19 protein-coding genes are annotated in these 19,108 nt (G+C 70.0%); 5 read left to right on the forward strand and 14 right to left on the reverse strand.

The window, feature by feature from the left end:
* Nucleotides 1-7: 7 nt before the first annotated feature.
* From AC07V5_RS07260 to AC07V5_RS07275, 4 genes are all read right to left on the reverse strand, one after another.
* Nucleotides 8-1,111 (reverse strand): SGNH/GDSL hydrolase family protein, encoded by a 1,104-nt coding sequence (locus AC07V5_RS07260; RefSeq protein ID WP_495114963.1) that lies wholly within the window; start codon nucleotides 1,109-1,111, stop codon nucleotides 8-10.
* Nucleotides 1,112-1,293: 182 nt separating this feature from the next.
* The gene (locus AC07V5_RS07265; protein ID WP_495114964.1) at nucleotides 1,294-2,844 is read right to left on the reverse strand and encodes a TonB C-terminal domain-containing protein; all 1,551 of its coding nucleotides are present in this window, start codon (nucleotides 2,842-2,844) and stop codon (nucleotides 1,294-1,296) included.
* Between the two features lie 66 nt (nucleotides 2,845-2,910).
* Nucleotides 2,911-3,282, reverse strand: a complete 372-nt coding sequence (locus AC07V5_RS07270) for a VOC family protein (RefSeq protein WP_495114965.1) — start codon at nucleotides 3,280-3,282, stop codon at nucleotides 2,911-2,913.
* A gap of 41 nt (nucleotides 3,283-3,323) precedes the next feature.
* Nucleotides 3,324-4,610: a M23 family metallopeptidase gene (locus AC07V5_RS07275; protein ID WP_495114966.1), complete on the reverse strand. Its 1,287-nt coding sequence runs from the start codon at nucleotides 4,608-4,610 to the stop codon at nucleotides 3,324-3,326.
* 155 nt (nucleotides 4,611-4,765) lie between these two features.
* Here AC07V5_RS07275 and AC07V5_RS07280 point away from each other — a divergent pair, with 155 nt between their 5' ends.
* Complete coding sequence (locus tag AC07V5_RS07280) at nucleotides 4,766-5,017, forward strand: hypothetical protein (RefSeq protein ID WP_495114967.1); 252 nt, start codon at nucleotides 4,766-4,768, stop codon at nucleotides 5,015-5,017.
* Nucleotides 5,018-5,028: 11 nt separating this feature from the next.
* Here AC07V5_RS07280 and AC07V5_RS07285 read toward each other — a convergent pair whose 3' ends face one another.
* Nucleotides 5,029-5,961, reverse strand: coding sequence for an NAD(P)-dependent oxidoreductase (locus tag AC07V5_RS07285; protein WP_495114968.1), 933 nt, complete (start codon nucleotides 5,959-5,961; stop codon nucleotides 5,029-5,031).
* 232 nt (nucleotides 5,962-6,193) lie between these two features.
* On the opposite strand from AC07V5_RS07285, the gene AC07V5_RS07290 reads away from it, so the two are divergent.
* Nucleotides 6,194-8,236: a M13 family metallopeptidase gene (locus AC07V5_RS07290; protein ID WP_495114969.1), complete on the forward strand. Its 2,043-nt coding sequence runs from the start codon at nucleotides 6,194-6,196 to the stop codon at nucleotides 8,234-8,236.
* 18 nt (nucleotides 8,237-8,254) lie between these two features.
* Here AC07V5_RS07290 and AC07V5_RS07295 read toward each other — a convergent pair whose 3' ends face one another.
* The 5 genes from AC07V5_RS07295 to AC07V5_RS07315 all read right to left on the reverse strand — a co-directional run bounded on the left by AC07V5_RS07295 (nucleotide 8,255) and on the right by AC07V5_RS07315 (nucleotide 13,182).
* Nucleotides 8,255-8,818 carry a hypothetical protein gene (locus AC07V5_RS07295; protein ID WP_495114970.1) on the reverse strand — a complete coding sequence of 188 codons (564 nt, stop codon included), beginning with the start codon at nucleotides 8,816-8,818 and terminating at the stop codon, nucleotides 8,255-8,257.
* An 11-nt stretch (nucleotides 8,819-8,829) separates the two neighbouring features.
* Nucleotides 8,830-10,008 (reverse strand): M64 family metallopeptidase, encoded by a 1,179-nt coding sequence (locus AC07V5_RS07300; RefSeq protein ID WP_495114971.1) that lies wholly within the window; start codon nucleotides 10,006-10,008, stop codon nucleotides 8,830-8,832.
* 131 nt (nucleotides 10,009-10,139) lie between these two features.
* Nucleotides 10,140-10,739 carry a DUF4337 domain-containing protein gene (locus AC07V5_RS07305; RefSeq protein WP_495114972.1) on the reverse strand — a complete coding sequence of 200 codons (600 nt, stop codon included), beginning with the start codon at nucleotides 10,737-10,739 and terminating at the stop codon, nucleotides 10,140-10,142.
* Nucleotides 10,740-10,831: 92 nt separating this feature from the next.
* A complete protein-coding gene (locus tag AC07V5_RS07310) occupies nucleotides 10,832-11,992 on the reverse strand; it encodes a GGDEF domain-containing protein (RefSeq protein WP_495114973.1) in 1,161 nt (386 codons plus the stop codon).
* Nucleotides 11,989-13,182, reverse strand: a complete 1,194-nt coding sequence (locus AC07V5_RS07315) for a GGDEF domain-containing protein (RefSeq protein WP_495114974.1) — start codon at nucleotides 13,180-13,182, stop codon at nucleotides 11,989-11,991. The genes AC07V5_RS07310 and AC07V5_RS07315 overlap by 4 nt, the downstream gene beginning before the upstream one ends.
* 50 nt (nucleotides 13,183-13,232) lie before the next feature.
* Between AC07V5_RS07315 and AC07V5_RS07320 the strand changes: the two genes are divergently transcribed.
* Nucleotides 13,233-13,979: an SDR family oxidoreductase gene (locus tag AC07V5_RS07320; protein WP_495114975.1), complete on the forward strand. Its 747-nt coding sequence runs from the start codon at nucleotides 13,233-13,235 to the stop codon at nucleotides 13,977-13,979.
* Here AC07V5_RS07320 and AC07V5_RS07325 read toward each other — a convergent pair.
* The gene (locus AC07V5_RS07325) at nucleotides 13,976-14,866 is read right to left on the reverse strand and encodes a septal ring lytic transglycosylase RlpA family protein (protein WP_495114976.1); all 891 of its coding nucleotides are present in this window, start codon (nucleotides 14,864-14,866) and stop codon (nucleotides 13,976-13,978) included. The genes AC07V5_RS07320 and AC07V5_RS07325 overlap by 4 nt on opposite strands.
* Between AC07V5_RS07325 and AC07V5_RS07330 the strand changes: the two genes are divergently transcribed.
* Nucleotides 14,865-15,563, forward strand: a complete 699-nt coding sequence (locus AC07V5_RS07330; RefSeq protein ID WP_495114977.1) for a fumarylacetoacetate hydrolase family protein — start codon at nucleotides 14,865-14,867, stop codon at nucleotides 15,561-15,563. The genes AC07V5_RS07325 and AC07V5_RS07330 overlap by 2 nt on opposite strands.
* The gene (gene nadC, locus AC07V5_RS07335; protein ID WP_495114978.1) at nucleotides 15,560-16,429 is read left to right on the forward strand and encodes a carboxylating nicotinate-nucleotide diphosphorylase; all 870 of its coding nucleotides are present in this window, start codon (nucleotides 15,560-15,562) and stop codon (nucleotides 16,427-16,429) included. Before AC07V5_RS07330 ends, nadC begins: the two co-directional genes overlap by 4 nt.
* Here nadC and AC07V5_RS07340 read toward each other — a convergent pair.
* From AC07V5_RS07340 to AC07V5_RS07350, 3 genes are read right to left on the reverse strand one after another with little or no spacing between them, the layout of a single operon-like run.
* Nucleotides 16,393-17,313 (reverse strand): alpha/beta fold hydrolase, encoded by a 921-nt coding sequence (locus AC07V5_RS07340; RefSeq protein ID WP_495114979.1) that lies wholly within the window; start codon nucleotides 17,311-17,313, stop codon nucleotides 16,393-16,395. The genes nadC and AC07V5_RS07340 overlap by 37 nt on opposite strands.
* Nucleotides 17,310-18,047, reverse strand: a complete 738-nt coding sequence (locus AC07V5_RS07345; protein ID WP_495114980.1) for a proteasome-type protease — start codon at nucleotides 18,045-18,047, stop codon at nucleotides 17,310-17,312. The genes AC07V5_RS07340 and AC07V5_RS07345 overlap by 4 nt, the downstream gene beginning before the upstream one ends.
* Nucleotides 18,044-19,081: an NAD-dependent epimerase/dehydratase family protein gene (locus AC07V5_RS07350; protein ID WP_495114981.1), complete on the reverse strand. Its 1,038-nt coding sequence runs from the start codon at nucleotides 19,079-19,081 to the stop codon at nucleotides 18,044-18,046. The genes AC07V5_RS07345 and AC07V5_RS07350 overlap by 4 nt, the downstream gene beginning before the upstream one ends.
* Between the last annotated feature and the right edge of the window lie 27 nt (nucleotides 19,082-19,108).

Here is a 19,108-nt window from a genome sequence, read left to right on the forward strand (position 1 = left end):
CAGCGCTTCACGGTGCCGCCGGGTTGGAGGTGGAAATTGCCCAGCCCATGCGCTCATGGCCGTACTGGTTCCAGATCGGGTTCTTGCCGCTCGCGAACGAGGTGTAGCGCGGTGCGCCAGAGCCTGTCGTGCCGCCGAAGATGCCGGCGGAGACGGTGCCACCGCTGTAGGTCGGGTGGGTGTCGTCGGACTGGATGTAGTCGTAGCTGCTGCTGCTGGAGACGAACTTGGCGTTGGCGTCACGGATGGTGGACTTCAGCGTCGTCGTGATGCGGGTGACGTAGCTGGCCTCGCTCTCCCCGGGCACGTAGCGCAGGCCGTCTGAGTCGATGATGCCGTCGCCGTTGCTGTCGTAATCGCCGCCCATGTATTGCGCGAAGTTGTCGGCGCAGTTGAAGCCCTTCTGGCGGGCGTACTCGCACATCCAGTAGTTCATCGTTGCGATCTTGGGCAGGAAGCGGTCGCGCATGTTGACGGTGGCGCCCGTGGTCGCGTCCTTGCAGCTGCTCTGCGTGTTGTCGGCGTTGTAGCCGGGGTAGTGCAGGTTGGAGATCTGCTTGAGCTTCACGCCGGCGTAGGCGTTGGCGTTGATGAAGTCCATCGCGGCGGCCACATAGGTCTTGCAGCTGTTCACGGCGGCGTCCATGCCGGCGTAGTTGCAGGTGCCGGTCTGGCTCTTGAAGGCGGAGCGGGCCTGCAGGCCGTCGTTGCCGCACATCTCGAAGGTGACGACGCGGGTGGACGCGGCCTGCATGTAGGACTTCTCGGCCACGATCTTGTTGGCGTAGACGTCGGACGCGACGGCGCCGGACTTGGCGCGGCGCACGCTTTCGATGTCGGCGTTCCAGAGTGCGGACAGGTACTCGGCGTCCACCGTGGGCGCGGCGTACTTGGCGGCGTTAAGCACCGAGCCGTTGTAGCCGGCGTAGATGGAGTCGCCGTAGGCGACGATGCGGTACTTGGCGGTCGTGCCGGCGCGGTCGATGGTCCACGACACGTTCTGCGTCAGCGTGCTGGCGGCGGCCGGGGCGGCCAGGCTGAAGGCCGCCAGCAGCGGCAGCCCGACTCGACAGGCGGAGCGGCGCAGGGCCGCGGCAAGGGAAGTCCTCATCTGTGTCTCCTAGCTTGGTGTTTTGCGACGGGAATCAACAGAGCGTCCGGCCGCGCGCATCGGCCAAGCCGGAACCACGAACAACACCTCACGCTAGCACCCCACCTGCAGTGCGAATCGGGGACATTCCCTCTGTGTGCGGTGCAGCAAGAGGGACGGGAGAACCCTGGGGCTGAACGGGGCTAGTACAACCGTATCGCCGAATCGAAATGCCAGGTGCGGCGGATCTCGACGACGTCGTACTCCCGCGCCAGCGCCGGCGGGAAAGCCGGGTAGTTCGCCTGGCTCTCGATGACGCGGCGGATGGCGTCGTCAACGGCAGGCACGCCGCTGGAGCGGAAGAAGCTGACGGACTCGACGGTGCCGTCGGCGCGGATGGCCACGGTCACGAGCGGGTCGGTGTGCGGCGTCTTCACCGCGTCGCGGACGAGATCGAAGGTCTGGTTGAGCTGGATCTTGCGCGCCCAGGCCTCGGCGTAGAGCACCATCTCGGCGTTGGCATCCGTGCGGCCGAACAGGCGGCCGCGGCGGGCGCTGCTCCACGAAGACGGCAGGTTGGACTGGGCCTGGCGAGCCGCGTCACGCTTGGCGGCTTCTTCGTTCAGCTGCTGGCCGATGGCGCGCAGCTTGGCCTCGCGTTGTTCCTCTTCGGCCTTGGTGGCCGCGAGCTTGGCGGCGGCGGCGCGGGCGACTTCCTGTCTGGCCGCCTCCTGGCGCCCGGCTTCCTGGCGTGCGGCCTCCTTTGCTGCGTCCTGCCTGGCGGTTTCCTGCCGGGCCGCGGATTGGCGGGCGGCCTCGGCACGTGCCGCTTCCTGGCGGGCAACCTCTTGCCGAGCGGCTTCCGCGCGTGCAGCCTCGGCCTGGGCAGCCTCCTGGCGCGTCGCCTCCTGCTGCGCGGCGGCGCGGCGTGTGGCTTCCTGGCGCTCGGCGTCCAGGCGTGCCGCCTCGGTGCGCGCGGCCTCCTGCCTGGCCGCAGCCTGTTTCTGGGCTTCCAGGCGCTCGGCCTCCAGCCGCGCCGCTTCGACCCTGGCCGCTTCCTGGCGAGCAGCCTCCTTGCGGGCGGCTTCCTGCCTGGCTGCCTCCAGCCGCGCGGCTTCGAGGCGTTCGGCCTCGGCCTGTGCGGCGGCCAGTCGTTCGGTCTGCGCTTGAGCCTGCTGTTGCGCGTCGCGCCTGGCACGGTCGAGCTGGGCCAGCTCGGAGGCGCGCACCTGGCTCTCCCGATTCAACGCCGTGTCGCTGGCCTCGCGCAGCCGCGTCACCTCCGGGCTGGAGGCGGCGCCGAAGGCTGCGATGACGGGTGCGGACGCCGGCGGCGCAGGCGGCACGGTCCAGGTCGTCTCGCTGGGCTTGTCCACGGCGATGACGGCGGGAGCGACGGGTGCTGGAGGCGCCGGTGGCGGTGTGTCGTCGGCCGCCTCGGCGCGCGGTGACGTCTCAGCGGCTGTCTCGGCCGGCGCGGTGGGCGTTTCCTCGGCGGGCACCGGCTCCACCCGTGGCGTCAGCAGCACGACGCGCAGGTCGGGCACCTCGGCTCGCCGGGCCTGCCAGGGGAAGCTCAGGCCGGGCAGCCCCAGCCCTTCGCCGCCGAAGGTCAGGCTCAGCAGCAGCACGTGGGCCAGCAGCGACAGCAGCAGGGCGCGCGTCGGGCCGCGGCGTGAGCCGGGCGGCCAGGGCAGGGCCGCTTTAGGAGCAGGCGTCGGCGCGAGGCTGGGGCCTGTGGACCAACGACTCAAGCCGGCCCCGCCAGGCGGGACCGATTCAGGGGGATAGATGCCGTGAACCGCATCCGCCCATTGTCGTCAGACGTGCTGGTCAATCAGCACCGGGTTGCCATCAGGGTCGGTGAGGGAGATGTAGCCCGGCCCCATGGATGCGGGGTCGGCTTCCTGGCTCAGCGTCAGGCCCTGGGCCTTGAGCTGCTGCTGGATCTGCCGCACGTCGAGGAAGTCGGGCAGCGCCTGGGCATTGCTGTCCCAGCCGGGGTTGAAGGTCAGCATGTTCTTGTCGAACATGCCCTGGAACAGCCCGATGACGGTCGAGCCGTTCTTCAGGATGAGCCAGTTCTGCGCTTGGTTGCCACCGAAGGCGGTGAAGCCCAGCGCCTCGTAGAAGGCGCGGGAGGCAGCAATGTCCTTGACCGCGAGGCTGATTGAAAAGGCGCCCAGTTGCATGCGAACCCCTGGTCAGTGACCGAAGGCAGCAGCGTAGCGCGTCAGGGGTTGCCGTTCTGCGAGGTCACGTTGTCGCCGGTCTTGGGCACCTGGCAGCCGTTGAAGCTGATCGCGACCGACTGGCCCCAGTCCAGGGAGTCGCCTTGCACCTGGAAGTGCAGATGCGGCCCGGTCGTGCGGCCCGTGTTGTCGCTCAGCGCGATCACGGTGCCGGCCTCGACCTTGTCGTTCTCCTTGACCTTGACGCCGTTGTGCGTGAGGTGGAAGTACCAGCTCGTGAAGCCGCCCAGGTGGCGGATGCGCACCGTGTTGCCCCAGTTGTCGTGGCTGCCGGGCGTGAAGGGCTGGTTGGTGGCCGTCGTGGGCGACGAGGGGTCGTAGTTCGTTGTCTGGCTTTCGCGCACCCACTCCACGGTGCCGGCACGCGCCGCACGGATCTCGGTGCCCGAGTCCATCATGAAGTCGAAGGCAAAGGCCTGGCTGCCGTTGTGCGAGCCCGAGGGGTTGTTGTTGCCCTGGCCGACGTTGCGCGTGACGCCGTTCTTCCACGGGTAGTGGTAGGCGCCCTGGGCCTCTTCCTGCATCTTCAGGAAGCCCAGGCGCAGGCCCTTGCCGAAATAGGCCAAGTCCTCGGTCGCGAAGTCGACCCAGCAGCGGCGGTGCACCCAGTACTGCGTGCCGGTGCCGGGGCGCCACACGGCCGCGTAGCTGCCGCCGTCGGACGATGCCGTGGCGAGCCTCAGGCCCTGCGGGAAGTAGGTGGCGTCCTTGGCTTCCATGGCGGCACCGTTCATGCCCCAGTGGATCCACTGGGTGCCGGTGCCCGGCCGCCACACGGCGGCGAGCTTGCCGTTGTCGAGCTCGATCTGCGTGACGCGCAGGCCGGCCTTGAAGTAGGGCGCGTCCTTGGCCTTGAACTGGTCGCCCGTCAGGCCCCAGTGCACCCACTGCGTGCCGGTGCCGGGGCGCCAGGCGGCGGCGAAGCGGCCGTTGTGCAGCGCGAACGCGGCGATGCGCAGGCCTTGCTTGAAATAAGCGGTGTCCTTGGCCTTGAAGTCGGCCTCGCTCATGTCCCAGTGCACCCACTGCGTGCCGGTACCGGGCTGCCAGACGGCGGTCAGCTTGCCGTCGCGCACGGTGAGCGACACGATGCGCAGGCCCCGCTTGAAGTAGTCCAGGTCGGCGGTCTTGAACTCGTCGGCCGACACGCCGGCCTTGACCCATTGCGTGCCCGACCCCGGGCGCCAGACGGCCACATAGCCGTCTGCCAGGGCCTGTGACGCGCAGGCCGCCAGGACGGCGGCGGCCAGGAATTGACGCTGGGACATGGCCGGCTCCTTGCGCCGTGGATGCCGGGCCAGTATCTGGAGGCGGGGTTCGGGCGCCAACCGCGGAATTAGGGAAGGGTTGATGCGGGGGGCTGTCGCAGTCGGGGCCGCGATGACGTCTGTTCCATAACCCCGACGTTTTTCTCGGAGATGCCATGAATACCCCCTCCACCCCAAACCGCCTGCTGACCCTGGATGCGCTGTTCGCTCGCCGCAAGCTGGCGCGGGCCGGGGCTGGCGAGGCGCAGGACACGCGCATGCCCGACGAGGCCGAACTGCAGACGCTCCAGGACATGGCCAGTTCGCAGCTGGGCCGCATTGCCGCGGAGGTGGCGCTGCAGGAAGGCGGCCGCCGCCAGTACGCGCCGCGCGAGGAGAGCCAGGTGCTGGAGTCGCGGCGCAGCTGAGGCCAGCGGCCTCAGATCGGCGTCAACAGCGGCTCGCCACGCTGCCAGGCTTCGACATTGGCGATGAAGTTCTCCACCGTCGCGCGGATGGCCTGCGGTGACCAGCCGGCCACATGGGGCGTCAGGATGACGTTGTCCAGGCCCAGCAGCTCCTGCGGAGGCAGGGGCTCGCTCTCGTAGACATCCAGTGCCGCGCCGGCGATGCGGCCGGCCCGCAGCGCAGCGGCCAGGGCGGCGGTGTCCACGCAGGAGCCGCGCGCGATGTTGACGACATGGCCGCCGGGGCCCAGCGCGGCCAGCACCTCGGCGTTGACGATGTGCTTGGTGGCCGCACCGCCCGGCGCGGCGACGACGAGGTCGTCGGCCCAGGTGGCCAGGGCGGGCACGCTGTCGAAGTACGTCGCGCTACCGGCGTCCTCGCGCGGGCGGCGGTTGTGATACCCGATGAGCATGCCGAAGGCGAGCGCGCGATCGGCGATCTTGCGGCCGATGGTGCCCATGCCGATCAGCCCCAGGCGCCGGCCCCTGAATTGGGGGAAGAGGGGCAGGGCGTCGCGCCACACGCCGGCCCGCAGTGCCGTGCCTTGCTGAGGCAGGGCGCGCACGCTGGCCAGCAGCAGGGCCATCGCGTGGTCGGCCACGCAGTCGTCATTCGTGCCGGCGCCGTTGCAGACGAGGATGCCGCGCGCCCGGGCGGCGGCAAGGTCCAGAGTCTCGTAGCCGGCGCCCTGGGCGGCCAGCAGCTTCAGGTTGGGGCAGGCAGCGATCTCGTCGGCACGAAAGCCCGTGGCGCCATTCGTCAGCACGAGCTCGATCTCGCCGGCATGGGCGGCGATGGCCGCGGCGCGGCGGGTGGCGTCGGGCGCGTCGATGACGCGAAAGCGGTTCAGCAGCAAGGCCTTGTGTTCATCGGCGATGGCGACGAGCAGCAGCAGGGTGTTCATGGATGGGCAGGGCGAATCAGAATGCGCACATCATGGCCGAACCGCTGTACTTCGCCTCCCCCGTCGAGTTCTGCGACTGGCTGGGTGCTGAGCGCCAAGCAGGAGGCCACGCGTGAACGCCGGCTGGCGCAGTTGATGGCGGCCGCTGCCGGGGGCAAGCGCCTCTGACGAATGGCTGGCTGTGCGTGTCGCGCCCACAATCGCTCCCACTTCAAAATTCGTTCTGCCCATCATGAAACGACTGCTGCTCCCCGCCTTGCTGGCGGCGACGTTGGCCCACGGCGCAGAAACGCCGCTCGATGCCCTGCCCTACACGCCCAGCCTGGACGTGACGGCCATGGACCGCAGCGTCGACCCCTGCGACGACCTCTACCGCTTCGCCTGCGGCGCCTGGACCAAGACCAACCCCATCCCGGCGGACCAGTCGCGCTGGTCGGTCTACGCCAAGATGGCCAACGAGAACCAGCGCTACCTCTGGGGCGTGCTGAACAAGCTGGGCGAGCCCGGCGCCGAGCGCACGGCCACGCAGGGCAAGCTGGGCGACTACTTCGCCACCTGCATGGACGAAGGCGCCGTGCAGACCGCGGGGCTGAAAGGCCTGCAGCCGCTGCTGGACCGCATTGCCGCGCTGAACAACAAGCGCGACCTGCCGGCCCTGCTGGCCGAGCTGCAGCTCGCGGCCGGCAACGACCGCCTCTTCTTCGGCTTCAGCGCGGGCCAGGACTTTGCCGACGCGACACGCCAGATCGCCTTCGCCTCCGCCGGCGGCCTGGGCCTTCCTGACCGCGACTACTACCTCAAGCGCGACGACCGGACGCTGAAGATCCGCGCCGCCTACGAGGCGCATGTGGCGCGCGTCTTCGAGCTGCTGGGCGAGGCGCCGGCTGCTGCCAAGGCCGCGGCGCGCAGCGTGCTGGACACCGAGACGGTGCTGGCCAAGGCCTCCCTGTCCAAGGTCGACAAGCGCGACCCCTACAAGACCTTCCATGTCGTCGACGCCCGCGGCCTGAAGGCGCTCACGCCTGGTTTCGACTGGGCGAGCTACCAGGCCGCACTCGGCACCGCGCCCTGGCACGCCCGCTACAACGTCACCGAGCCCGCTTTCTTCAAGGCCCTGGGCGCACGCCTCAACGCGATGAGCCTGGCCGACCTGAAGACCTATCTGCGCTGGCACCTGGCCAGCAGCCTCAGCAACGCGTTGGACAACGGTTTCGTGCAGGCCAACTTCGACTTCTATGGCCAGACGTTGACCGGCCAGCCCCAGCTCAAGCCGCGCTGGAAGCGCTGCGTGCAGCTCGTTGACGTGCAGCTTGGCGAGGCCCTGGGCCAGGAGTTCGTCGCGCGCAACTTCACGCCCGACCTGAAGGCCGCCACGGTGCAGATGACCGACGAGATCGAGGCCGCGATGGCCCGCTCCATCGACAGCCTGGCCTGGATGAGCGCCGAGACCAAGGCGCGCGCCCACGCCAAGCTCAGATCAATAGTCAACAAGGTGGGCTACCCCGAGCGCTGGCGCGACTACTCGGCGCTGGCCGTGCAGCGTGGCGACTTCCTCGGCAACGTCATGCGCGGCAATGCCTTCGAGGCCCGGCGCCGCCTGGCCAAGATCGGCCAGCCGCTGGACCGCGGCGAGTGGAGCATGACGCCGCAGACGGTGAACGCCTACTACGACGCGCAGATGAACGACATCAACTTCCCGGCGGGCGTGCTGCAGGCGCCGCTGTATGACCCGCGCCTGGACGAGGCGCCCAACTACGGCAACACCGGCGGCACCATCGGCCACGAGCTGACGCATGGCTTCGACGACGAAGGCCGGCAATTCGACGCCCAGGGCAACCTGAAGAGCTGGTGGACGAAGAAGGACGGCCAGGAGTTCGAGAAGCGCGCTGCCTGCGTGGTGGACCAGTACGCCGGCTACACCGTCGTCGACGACATCAAGATCAACTCCAAGCTGACGCTGGGCGAAGACCTGGCCGACCTCGGCGGCCTCGTGCTGGCCTGGGAAGCCTGGAAGGTGCACATGGTGGGCAAGACGCTGGAGAACCGCGACGGCATGACGCCCGAGCAGCGCTTCTTCGTCGGCTTCGCGCAGTGGGACTGTGCCGACGCCCGCCCCGAGGCGCTGCGCGTGCAGGCCAAGGTGGACCCGCACTCACCGGCCCGCTGGCGCATCAACGGCGTCGTCGTCAACATGCCGGAGTTCGAGAAGGCCTTTGCTTGCAAGCCGGGCGCCAAGCTCGTCAAGCCGGCGGGCCAGCACTGCAAGGTGTGGTGACCTGAAGGCCGCCGCCTTTCAACGCGGCGGCTGCTTCGGGCACCACTCGTGGTTAGGCGCGGCCTCGCACAGGCGGGCGTAGGCCGGGCGCACGGCCAGCGTCGCGCTGGCGGCCGTGGCCGGTGCCGACACCTGCAGCGTGTCGATCGGCGCGTTGGCCACGAGTACGGCCGAGACCTGGCGCCGCGTCAGCCGCACCAGGCCGTCGCCCTCGCTGGCATTGAGCACGGCGTCGGACACGACGGTGCTGGCGACGATGCGCCCCGCCGAGAAGCCGGTGATGGTCACCGTGTCGCCCTCTTCGCCGCGCGCGGGCCGCGCCTGGCGCAGGGGCACGCGGGCGGCGGCGACGGAGTTCAGCGTGACGCTGCTGCCGTCAATCGTCAGGCTCAGCGCCAGGCCGTTGGCCGTCTGGGCCAGCACGCGGTTGTTGAGCGGGTCGTCGGCCTCGGCCACGGGCCGCGGCTCCACGAGGGTGGCCTTGCCGCCGTCGGATGCCTGCGGGGCCGTGTTGGTCTGCGCAGTCGCTGCGCAGGCCAGTGCGAGAAGCGTTGACGCCAGCGGGATGGAGATCTTTGTCATGGCTGCCTCCTTCAGTAGCAGGCACCGCTGGTGCACTTGTTGATGCGGGTACCCAGGGCGCGGCCGGCCAGCGTGCGCCAGTCGCTGCTGAGGATGCGGTCCTCCATCGTCGTGTTCTGGGCGTCGTCGTTGCGCCAGGTGCCGGTCGTGCCGATCTGCACGCATTGCGACGTGGGCAGGCTGTTGCTGGTGGACGCGGAGTCACAGGCGGCCTTGGAACCGAACACGTTCTTGGGTGTGGAGATGGACGAGTTGCCGCCGCCGACGTATTCGTCGCCCAGGCCGAACAGGAAGTGGCCGGCCTCGTGCAGCATGACCCAGGCCGCGTCGCCCAGGTTGGTCTGGGCCGTGCCGGCGCCGCCGCCCAGCGAGATGGACGCGCAGTCGCGGAAGGCGTTGCGGTGCAGGATCTGCGTGCCGTCGAAGGCCGCGCGCACGGTGGAAGCGGGCGCCGCGAAGCTGCGTGAGCAACCCTCGCCGTCGGCACCGGTGGGGCCGGCCCAGATGTTGAACAAGCCCTTCCAGAAGCGCGTCCACTGCGTGAAGTTGTTGGTGTCGGTGTAGAACAGCGCCAGCACCAGCGGCTGCAGGTCGTCGGTGAAGGCGCGGTAGCTGGGCATGTCGGCATCGGGCACCAGCCCCCAGTCGATCTTGTCGCCACGGTCCGTGGCGGACGACGGCGTATCGGTGCGCCAGATGATGGGCCGCGCGGTCTCCCAGGGAATGGTGAGGCTGCCGATGATGGGCAGGTTCAGCGTGGCCTGCGTCAGCGGCGCGCCGCCGGCGTAGGTGACGTCGGGCGCCGTGCTCGTGCGATTGCCGCCGCTGCGCGCGCTGGCCGTGTAGCTGACCAGGCGCTGCGGCGTGATCGAGATCGGCAAGCTGCAGCTCACCTCGGTCTTCACGTTGGCGAAGGTGCAGATGGCGCCCAGCGCCACCGCATTGCGCCGGCAGGGGATGAGGCTGGGAAACGAGAACGTGCCGGCATTGCAGGCTGTCAGCTCGCCCACCACCGCGCGGATGTGGATCTCGGCAATGCCGTCACGCGGCTCGGTGGCGCGCACGGTGATCGTGGAGGTGTGGTTCTCGGCCCGGTAGAGCGGGTTGTGCAAGGCGTTCACGACCGGCGTGCCCGCACAGCCGGCCAGCAAGGGCACGATGAAGCCGATCAGCAGCAGGTGGCGCAGCATGGAGATCTCCCTGGCGCGACCGCATGCGCGCTTGCAAGGAAATCTAGGCGCCGGGTGGCTGCATTACGCGCGCCAAGCTAGGGGGCGGCATCCTGCCTTTGAAGGATGCCACCGTGTGAACAGGCCCTTCGTCAGGCCAGCAGCTTGAACAGCATGTTGGGGTGGATGGGCAGCTCGATCAGGCCCGCCACCCCCATCAGCACACCGAAGAAGGTCGGCACCATGGCCACGACGTAGAGGGGCCACAGGCGCGTCAGCGCCGTCACGGCCAGCAGCGCGATGGCGATGGCCAGCAGCGCGTCGGACAGGTCGAACTGGTCGTCGCGGCGGTTCAGTGACTCGTAGGTCGACTGCGCGGTTTCGGCCAGCACCTTGAGTTCGTCGCGCTTCTTGAGCTGGTCGGCCTGCTTGGTGCGGTAGCCCGCAATGGCTTTTTCGTAGGCATCGGCCTGGGCCGCCGGCGCGCCGGCCCTGGCGAGTTCGAGCTGGGTGGCCGCGGCCTCGGCAACGTCGGCGCGGATGTTGCGCGCCTGGTAGTAGGCCCAGTAGTCGAGCTTATTGACCTGCGCCTGCTGCATGCCCTGGACGATGTTGTCGTCCTTGACCTTGCAGATGCCCATGAAGGTGGCCAGCACCGCCACGGTCACGGCGACGGCCGCGTTGAGCCGCGCGGTCTTGGCATCCTCGGCGGCTTCGGCGGCCTGGTCGATGACGTCTTGGGGTTCGAGCATGGTGGGGCGCCTTGGTTGCTGCCGCGGTTTACTCACGCGGTCCTCGTCTGTGGCAAGTTCGGGCCGCGAGTTCCCGGGAGGGCCGTGCTTCCTCAGGCCTGCACGACGTTGCGGCCCTGGTTCTTCGCGCGGTACAGCGCCGCGTCGGCCCGCGCCAGCACCGCATCGCCGCCGGCATCACCGCGCTCGGCCTCGGCGACGCCGAAGCTCGCGCTCAGCGGCCAGTCCTGCTCCAGCCAGCGCAGCGGCGCCGTGTCGACCAGCGTGCGCATGCGCTCGGCGACGAGTGCCGCGCCGGCAATGTCGGTGTCGGGCAGCAGCACGCAGAACTCCTCTCCACCCAGGCGGCCGAAGCGGTCCACGTCGCGCACGCAGGGCTGCAGCTCCTGCACCATCTGGCGCAGCGCGGCGTCGCCGGCGGCATGGCCGAGGCTGTCGTTGAGCTGCTTGAAACGGTCCATGTCGATCATGACGAGGGCATAGCCGCGGCCGCGCGCCAGCCAGGCATGGGCGTGCGCCATGGCTTGGTCGAAGGCGCGGCGGTTCAGCGTGTCGGTCAGCGGGTCGCGCTCGAGCAGGCGCTCGATGCGCAGGATGAGGCGCATCAGCACCAGGAAGGCCAGCGTCGCGTTCTGCAGCAGCGTCAGCACCAGCGCGGCCCACAGGAAGACGAGGTTGAACTCGGTCGGGGCGCGTATGCCGGGCATGCGGCCGGGGTTGGTGAAGGTTTCCAGGCAGCGCCACGCCATCAGCAGCGCGATGAAGAAGAGCGGCAGCGTCAGCGGTGCGGGCGTGCGCCGGCCATTGGCGCGGCCACTGAGGCTGCGCCAGGCCGCGATGCCGGCCGCGAGCGTCAAGCCGGCACCGGCGCCGTTGACGATGCGGGCCTGCCAGCGCAGCCCGGGATCGTCGGGCAGGGCGAGCAGCAGCAGTGCCGCGACGACGACGACGACGGCCCCCGGTTTCCAGATCACCTGGCGCATCGTGATGCCCGACACCGCCGCGCCGAGCAGCGCGAAGGAGGCGACGGAGAGCACGTCGCCCGGCCAGTACGTGAGGGCGTCCGGCAGCACGCCGCGCAGCGCATGCAGGGTCAGCGACAACGCCGCGGCCGCATTCGCGCAGGCCATGGCCAGCGAGGCCCGCGGCGCGATGCGCGCGATCAATGCCAGCGCCAGCCACACCAGCACGCACACGGCGGTCACGAGGATGATGCTGGCCAGCAGCGTCTGGGTCTGGGCGAGCGTGGTCATGCCGTTCCCGCCGGGAGCAGGTGCGTGGCCACGCAGATGCGGTTGCGCCCCTCGGCCTTGGCACGGTAGAGCTCGGCGTCGGCGCGCACGAGGCAGATCTCGCCTTGTGCATCACCGGCCACGGGCAGCGCCACGCCGAAGCTGGCCGACAACCTCAGCTCCGCGTCCTTCCAGCGCAGCGGCTGGGCGGCAAGATGGCTGCGCAGCCGCTCGGCCACGGTGGCGGCCGTCGCCAGGTCGCCCGGCGCGCCCAGCGGCAGCAGCACGCAGAACTCCTCGCCGCCCAGGCGCCCGAGGCGGTCCACCTCGCGCAGCCCGGCCTGCCAGACCCGCACGCAATGCTGCAGGGCCGCGTCGCCGGCCTGGTGCCCGTGCTCGTCGTTGACCCGCTTGAAGTGGTCGATGTCGATCATCGCCAGCGCGAAGCCGCGGCCGCGTTGCAGCTGGGCCTGGGCGTCGATCAGCGCCTGCTCGAAGGCGCGGCGGTTCAGCGCGCCCGTCAGCGGGTCGCGGTAGGTGAGGTGCTGGATGCGCGTGATGAGGCGCCAGATCATCAGCGCGAGCAGGCTCAGCGTGATGCCGGCCGTGACGGTGAACCACAGCACGGCGCGAGCGGGCGACGGCAGCTCGCCGTTGAGGATATGGCCCTCCCAGCCGGGGACGAGCAGCAGTTCGGCGAAATGCGCGAGGGTGAGCAGCGCCAGCGCGGCGAAGGGCAGCGTGGTGCAGGCCGTGATGATGGGCGAGAGCCGGTCACCCACGCCGCGAACCACCTCGCGCACGGCCAGCACGGACAGCAGGGCCACGCTCAGCGTGCTGGCGAGCTGGGGCCCGAGACCCGAGCCGCTGGCCAGGCCGGCGGCAATGCCTACCGCTCCGAGCCCGCTGACCCAGGCGATGTGGCGCAGGCGCAGCCGGCTGCGCAGCATGCGCCGCAGTGCCAGCAGCAGCAGCACGACGCAGGCCAGCAGGCCGAACTCGGGCAAGGCCTGGCGCAGCAGCGCGGGCCAGCCGGCCATGCAGTCGCCGCAGCCCTGGGTGAGCATGCGCACCAGATGCCCCGCTGCCATCAACCGGCCGGCGCGCGGCGCCATGCGAAAGACCTGGGCGAGCATCAGCCAGGCCAGCGCCGCCATCAGATTGAAGAGGGCGCTGACCTTGAGGACTGTCGGGACGTCGAGGAAATCCATGTGGTTTGAAGTGGGCCGCCCATCTTCTCCGACAACCCCACAATGCCGGCATGACGGCTTGGGTATTGATCACCGGAGGTTCGCGTGGCATCGGTGCCGCCACGGCACTGCGTTGTGCCGAGGCCGGCTGGGACGTAGCCATCAACTACGCCCAGGATAGCGGCGCGGCCGAGGCGGTGGCGGCCAGATTGCACGCACTCGGCCGGCGCGCGCTGACCCTGCAGGCCGACGTGGCCGACGAGGCCCAGGTGGCCGCGATGTTCGAGCGCCTGGACGCGGCCGGCGGCCGGCTGGCGGGCCTGGTCAACAACGCCGGCGTCGTTGCACCCGCCGCGCGGCTGGAGGCGATGACGCCCGAGCGCTGGCGCCGCCTCTTCGATGTCAACGTCATCGGCACGCTGCTGTGCTGCCAGCAGGCCGCGCGGCGCATGAGCACCAAGCATGGCGGCGCGGGCGGCGCCATCGTCAACCTCAGCTCGCGCGCGGCCGAGTTCGGCTCGGCCGGCATCTATGTGGACTACGCGGCCACCAAGGGCGCCGTCGACACATTGACCAAAGGCCTGGGGCGCGAGCTGATCGCCGAGGGCATCCGCGTCAACGGTGTGCGGCCCGGCATCATCGAGACGGACATCCATGCCACCAGCGGCATGCTGGAGCGCGCGCAGGCGCAGGTGAAAGACATTCCCATCCAGCGCATGGGCCGCGCCGAGGAGATCGCCGAGGCCGTTGTCTGGCTGCTCAGTGATGCGTCCAGCTACACGGTGGGCACGCTGCTTGACGCGGGCGGCGGGCGCTAGCGTTTCTCGACCAGAGTCGACTCCAGCCCGCCTTCGTCGCGCAGCCGCGCAGCCGTTGCACGCGCCTCGTCCAGGCTCGGGAAGGGCCCGGCGCGCAGGTGATGCTTGCCGGCCTCGCGCACGACGGTCAGCAGCGGCAGCAGGGCCAGGTCGGTTTCGGCCACGCGCTGGCGCAGGGTCTCGGCGCCGTCCAGTTTTGAGAAGGCGCCGAACTGCAGCCAGTAGCTGTTGCCGGTAGCACCGCCGGGCGTCGTCTCGCGTTGCGGCGCGCCCTGCGGGGTGTCGGGCGCGAAGACGGGCGGCGGTTCGCTGGCTGGCGCGACGCCCACGCCGGCGCGGATCTCGGCGTAGGTGATGCGCCGGACCTCGACGGGTGCCACGCCACGCAGCAGGTCGAGCTTGAGCGCGGCCGTGTAGCTCAGGTCGATGACGCGGCCCTTGTGGAAGGGGCCGCGGTCGTTCACGCGCACGACGACCTCACGGCCGTTGGACGGGTTGCGCACGCGGGCGTAGCTGGGGATGGGCAGCGTCGGGTGGGCGGCCGTCATCGCGTACATGTTGTAGACCTCGCCGCTGGCCGTGGGCCGGCCGTGGAACTTGCGGCCGTACCAGGAAGCCAAGCCACGCTCGGCGTAAGGCACGTCAGCCAGGATGGGCTGGTAGCGCTCGCCCATCACCTCGTAGGGCTTGTTGGGGCCGCCGATGCGGATGGGCTCCAGCCGCGGCACGGCGTCGGGCACGCGGGCCAGGTCGGCCGGCGGGTTGGGCAGTGGCCCATCGCGATCCGCCGGTGCCGGCGCCTTGGTGGCGCAGCCCGTCATCAGCACAAGCAGCAGGACCAGCCCAGTATGCTGCGCGCTGTCCTTCCATCGTCGAAGCCATGCCATGAGCAATTTCGTCTTTCCTCCGGCCGAGATTCCCAGCGCCGCCGTCCGCGGCACCGATGCGCGTTATGCGGTGAGCCGCATCTTCTGCGTCGGCCGCAACTATGCCGATCATGCCCGCGAGATGGGCGCCGACCCGACGCGGGAGCCGCCGTTCTACTTCACCAAGCCGGCCACGGCGCTGACGCCCTCGGGCTCCACGGTGCCCTACCCGACCGAGACGAAAAACTATCACTACGAGATGGAGCTGGTGCTGGCCATTGGCGCGCCGGTGTTCAAGGTCACGCCCGAGGCCGCGGTTGCTGCCATCTGGGGCTATGCCGCGGGCCTGGACATGACGCGCCGCGACCTGCAGGCCGTGGCCAAGGCGGCCGGCAGGCCCTGGGACACCGCCAAGGGCTTCGACCAGTCGGCCATCCTCAGCGACATCGTGCGCAAGAGCGAACTGGGCACGCTGGACAAGGGCGCCCTCACGCTGGCCGTGAACGGCGTGGAGAAGCAACGCGGCGACCTGGCCGAGATGATCTGGAAGCAGGCCGAGATCGTGTCCAACCTGTCTCATCTGTATCACCTGCATCCGGGCGACCTGATCTACACGGGTACGCCGGCCGGCGTGGGTGCCGTGGTGCCGGGCGATGTGCTGGTGGGCCGCATCGAGGGCCTGGGCGAGATCACACTGACAGTGGGGCCGGCGGAGTGAACCAGAACGAGACACTGGAGGGCGCGCGCGAACGCAACATCCGCGAGGCCCTGGCCGAGGACATCGGCAAGTGCGACTGGACGGCCCAGCTGGTGCCCGCGGGCCGCCGCGTGGCCGCCCAGGTGCGCGTGCGCGAGGCGGCGGTGCTGTGCGGGCGTGACTGGTTCGACGGCGTGTTTGCCGCGCTGGACGCGACGGCTCGCATCGAATGGCTTTACGACGAAGGCGAGCTGATGACGGCGGACAGCATCGCCTGCCGCATCGAGGCCGATGGCCGCGCGCTGCTGTCGGCCGAGCGGCCGGCGCTGAACTTCCTGCAGCTGCTGTCGGGCACGGCGACGATCACACGCGCCCATGTGGACGCGGTGGCCGGCGCGAGCCCCAACCCATCCGGCTGCGCCATCCTCGACACACGCAAGACCGTGCCGGGCCTGCGCCTGGCGCAGAAGTACGCGGTGCGCGTGGGCGGCGGGCAGAACCAGCGGCTGGCGCTGTACGCCGGCATCCTCATCAAGGAAAACCACATCGCCGCAGCCGGTGGCGTGGGTCAGGCCTTGCGTGCGGCCCAGGCGCTGAACGCGGGCGTGGACATCCAGATCGAGGTCGAGACCATCGAGCAGCTGCGCGAGGCGCTGGATGCGGGTGCGATCAGCGTGCTGCTGGACAACTTCAGCGAGGCACAGATGCGCGAGGCCGTGGCCGTCAACGCGGGCCGGGCGCTGCTGGAGGTGTCGGGCGGCGTGGCGCTGGATCAGCTGCGCTGGATCGCCGCGACCGGCGTGGACCGCATCTCCATCGGCCGCCTGACCAAGGACGTCAAGGCGGTGGACTACTCGATGCGCGTGCTCGGGCCGCTGCCAGCCTGAATCAGGTGGGCGCGTACGCGCGCCGCCGCGTCGGCCGGCGCTTCCTGCATGAAGCAGTGGCTGCCGGCCGTTACCTGCGGATGCAGGTGCGGCCGGTTGTGGCGGTGCGCCCGTGCGCAGCCCTCGCGGATGAAGGGCATGGTGTCGCTGCCGTGCAGCAGCAATGTGGGCACGGCAATGCGGCGCAGCCCGCTCCACAGGCGCTGGGGCATGGTGCTGAAGATCGTGGCCTCCAGCTCTGGCGCGCACTTGAGCCGGGCGTGGCCGTCCGGAGTGTCCATCAGCGCATGGGTGATGAAGGCGTCCAGCGCGGGCTCGGCCCAGCCGCGGTAGGTGCCGCGGCCGCGCAGGCTCTGGCGGGCATGCTCGCGGTCGGGCCATTCGCGCCGGCGCTGCCTCGTGGCCCGGGCCAGGGGGTTGACCAGGCCGCTGCCGACGCGACCGATCAGCGTCGCGGCCAGCAGCATGGGGGGCGGAAAGAGCACCGGGTCCAGCAGCACGGCGCGCGCGAAGGGTTGGCCGGGTTCGGCCAGCAGCAGTGCCGTGAGCACGCCGCCAAAGCTGTGGCCGGCCGCGAAGCAAGGCACGTCGCCGTAAGGTTTGCGGCCGGCCTGGAACGCCTCGAGCGCGGCTGCGGCGCAGGCGTTCCAGCCGGGGAAGCGCGCCGCCGGCTCGCTGTCACCGTGGCCGGGCGCATCGCAAAGCCAGAGGTCGAAGTCGGCCGAGAGCACCTGCAGCATCGGCTCGTAGACGCGGCCGCAGAAGCCGTTGCCGTGCAGGAAGTGCAGCAGCGGCCTGCCCGTGGGCGGCGTGCGCCAGCCGCGCAGCGTCGTGCCGGTGACGGGGGACGGGTGTTCCCAGGGCTCGAAGCGAGCCTGGCTCACTGGTCGAACCAGGGCTCGTTGGGCAGGTCGTCGAACACCTTGCGCAGCCCTGCGCTCCAGCCCGTGCGCAGCGACTGGAAGTACGGGTCGTCGCGCCCGATGCGGTTGGGCGGCTTCATCGCCTGCTCGAACTGGTTGGCGCGCAGCATGATCATGTCGATGGGCAGGCCGACCGATAGGTTGGACTGGATGGTCGAGTCGAAGCTGACGAGGGTGCACTTGGCGGCCTCGTCCAGCGGCGTCGTGTCGTAGCGGATGACGCGGTCGATGATGGGCTTGCCGTATTTGCTCTCACCGATCTGGAAGTAGGGCGTGTCTTCCGTGGCCTCGATGAAGTTGCCCTGCGGGTAGATGTGGAAGAGGCGCGGGCCTTCGCCCAGGATCTGGCCGCCCATCAGCATGTTGGCGCCGAAGTCGACGTTGCCGTGTTGGTCGTCGCTGTCGCGGGAGACGATCTCCTTGAGCGTGCGGCCCAGCAGCACGGCCGCGTCGTAGAGGCTGGGCACGTTGAGCAGGTGCTCGCCGTCGCCATGCAGGCGCTGGTTCAGCACGGAGATGACGGACTGCGTCGTCGCCAGGTTGCCCGCCGTCAGGATGACGATCTCGCGCTGGTGCGGGATCTGGAACTGGTACATCTTGCGGAAGGTCGCGATGTGGTCGACGCCGGCGTTGGTGCGGGTGTCGGACGCGAACAGCAAGCCCGCACGCAGGCGCATGGCGACGCAGTAGGTCATGGGGAAGTCCTGGCGAATGAGCTGGAGGCCATGTTACGGCCGGGCGCCGTTGCTGCTGTTGCCGGTGGCAGGCAGCCCAGGCCGCGCAGGGAAGCCTCCACGGCTTCGTCCAGCGGCGTGTGGGGCTCCTGGCCCAGCGCGGCGACGAGACCGGCGTTGTCCATGCGCACAGGTTGCTGCCAGAGGTAGCGCATCTCGCGCATCTCCTTGAAGGTCGTGACGAAGGGCGAGGCCAGGTTCAGCAGCCACCAGGGGAAGGCGGCGATGCGCGGCGGCCGGCCGGTTTGGGTGGCGACGACGCGCTGGATGGCCTCGGCCATCTCGCGGCCGGTGGCGTCCCAGTGGCCGGCCATGTGGAAGCTGGCGAAGGCGGGCAGCGTGTCGCGCCTGGCCAGCAGCTCGACCATCGTTCGCGCCACATCGGGCAGGTAGGCCCACTGGTGGCCGGCGCCGGGTGCGGCCGGGTTGCTGATCGCCGTCACCGGCTTGCCCGGCTTGATGAGGCCTTGCGAGAACCAGTTGTTGCCCGGCTGCGGTCCGAAGAAATCGCCCGCCCTGACGACGATGGCGCGCAGGCCGGCCTCGCTGGCTGCGCGCAGCCGTGCCTCCATCTCCGCGCGGATGGCGCCCTTGCGGGTGACGGGGCGCTGCGGCGCGCCCTCGTGCAGCAGCGGGAAGGCGTCGGGGCCGAAGTTGTAGACCGTGCCGGGCAGCACCACCGTGGCGCCCTCGGCCTTGGCCGCGGCGATGCTGTGGTCGAGCATGGGCAGCACGAGGCGGTCCCAGTCGCGGTAGCCGGGCGGGTTGACGGCATGCACGATGACGCCGCAGCCCCGGGCCGCGCTGGCCACGTCGGCGGCGTTCAGTGCGTCGCCGCGCAGCCAGTGGATGCCGTCGCGCAGTTCGTGCGCCGCCGCCTGGCCGCGCTTCAGGCCTTTCACCTGCCAGCCCGCGTCGCGCAGCTGGCGTGCCACCTCGCCGCCAATGCCACCGCTCGCGCCGAGCACCAGAACCGTCTTCGTCTTGCCTTGCATCGCTGCTCTCCAGTTCGCTGTTGATGC

It is taken from the genome of Roseateles sp. GW821-FHT02E12 (assembly GCF_059421665.1).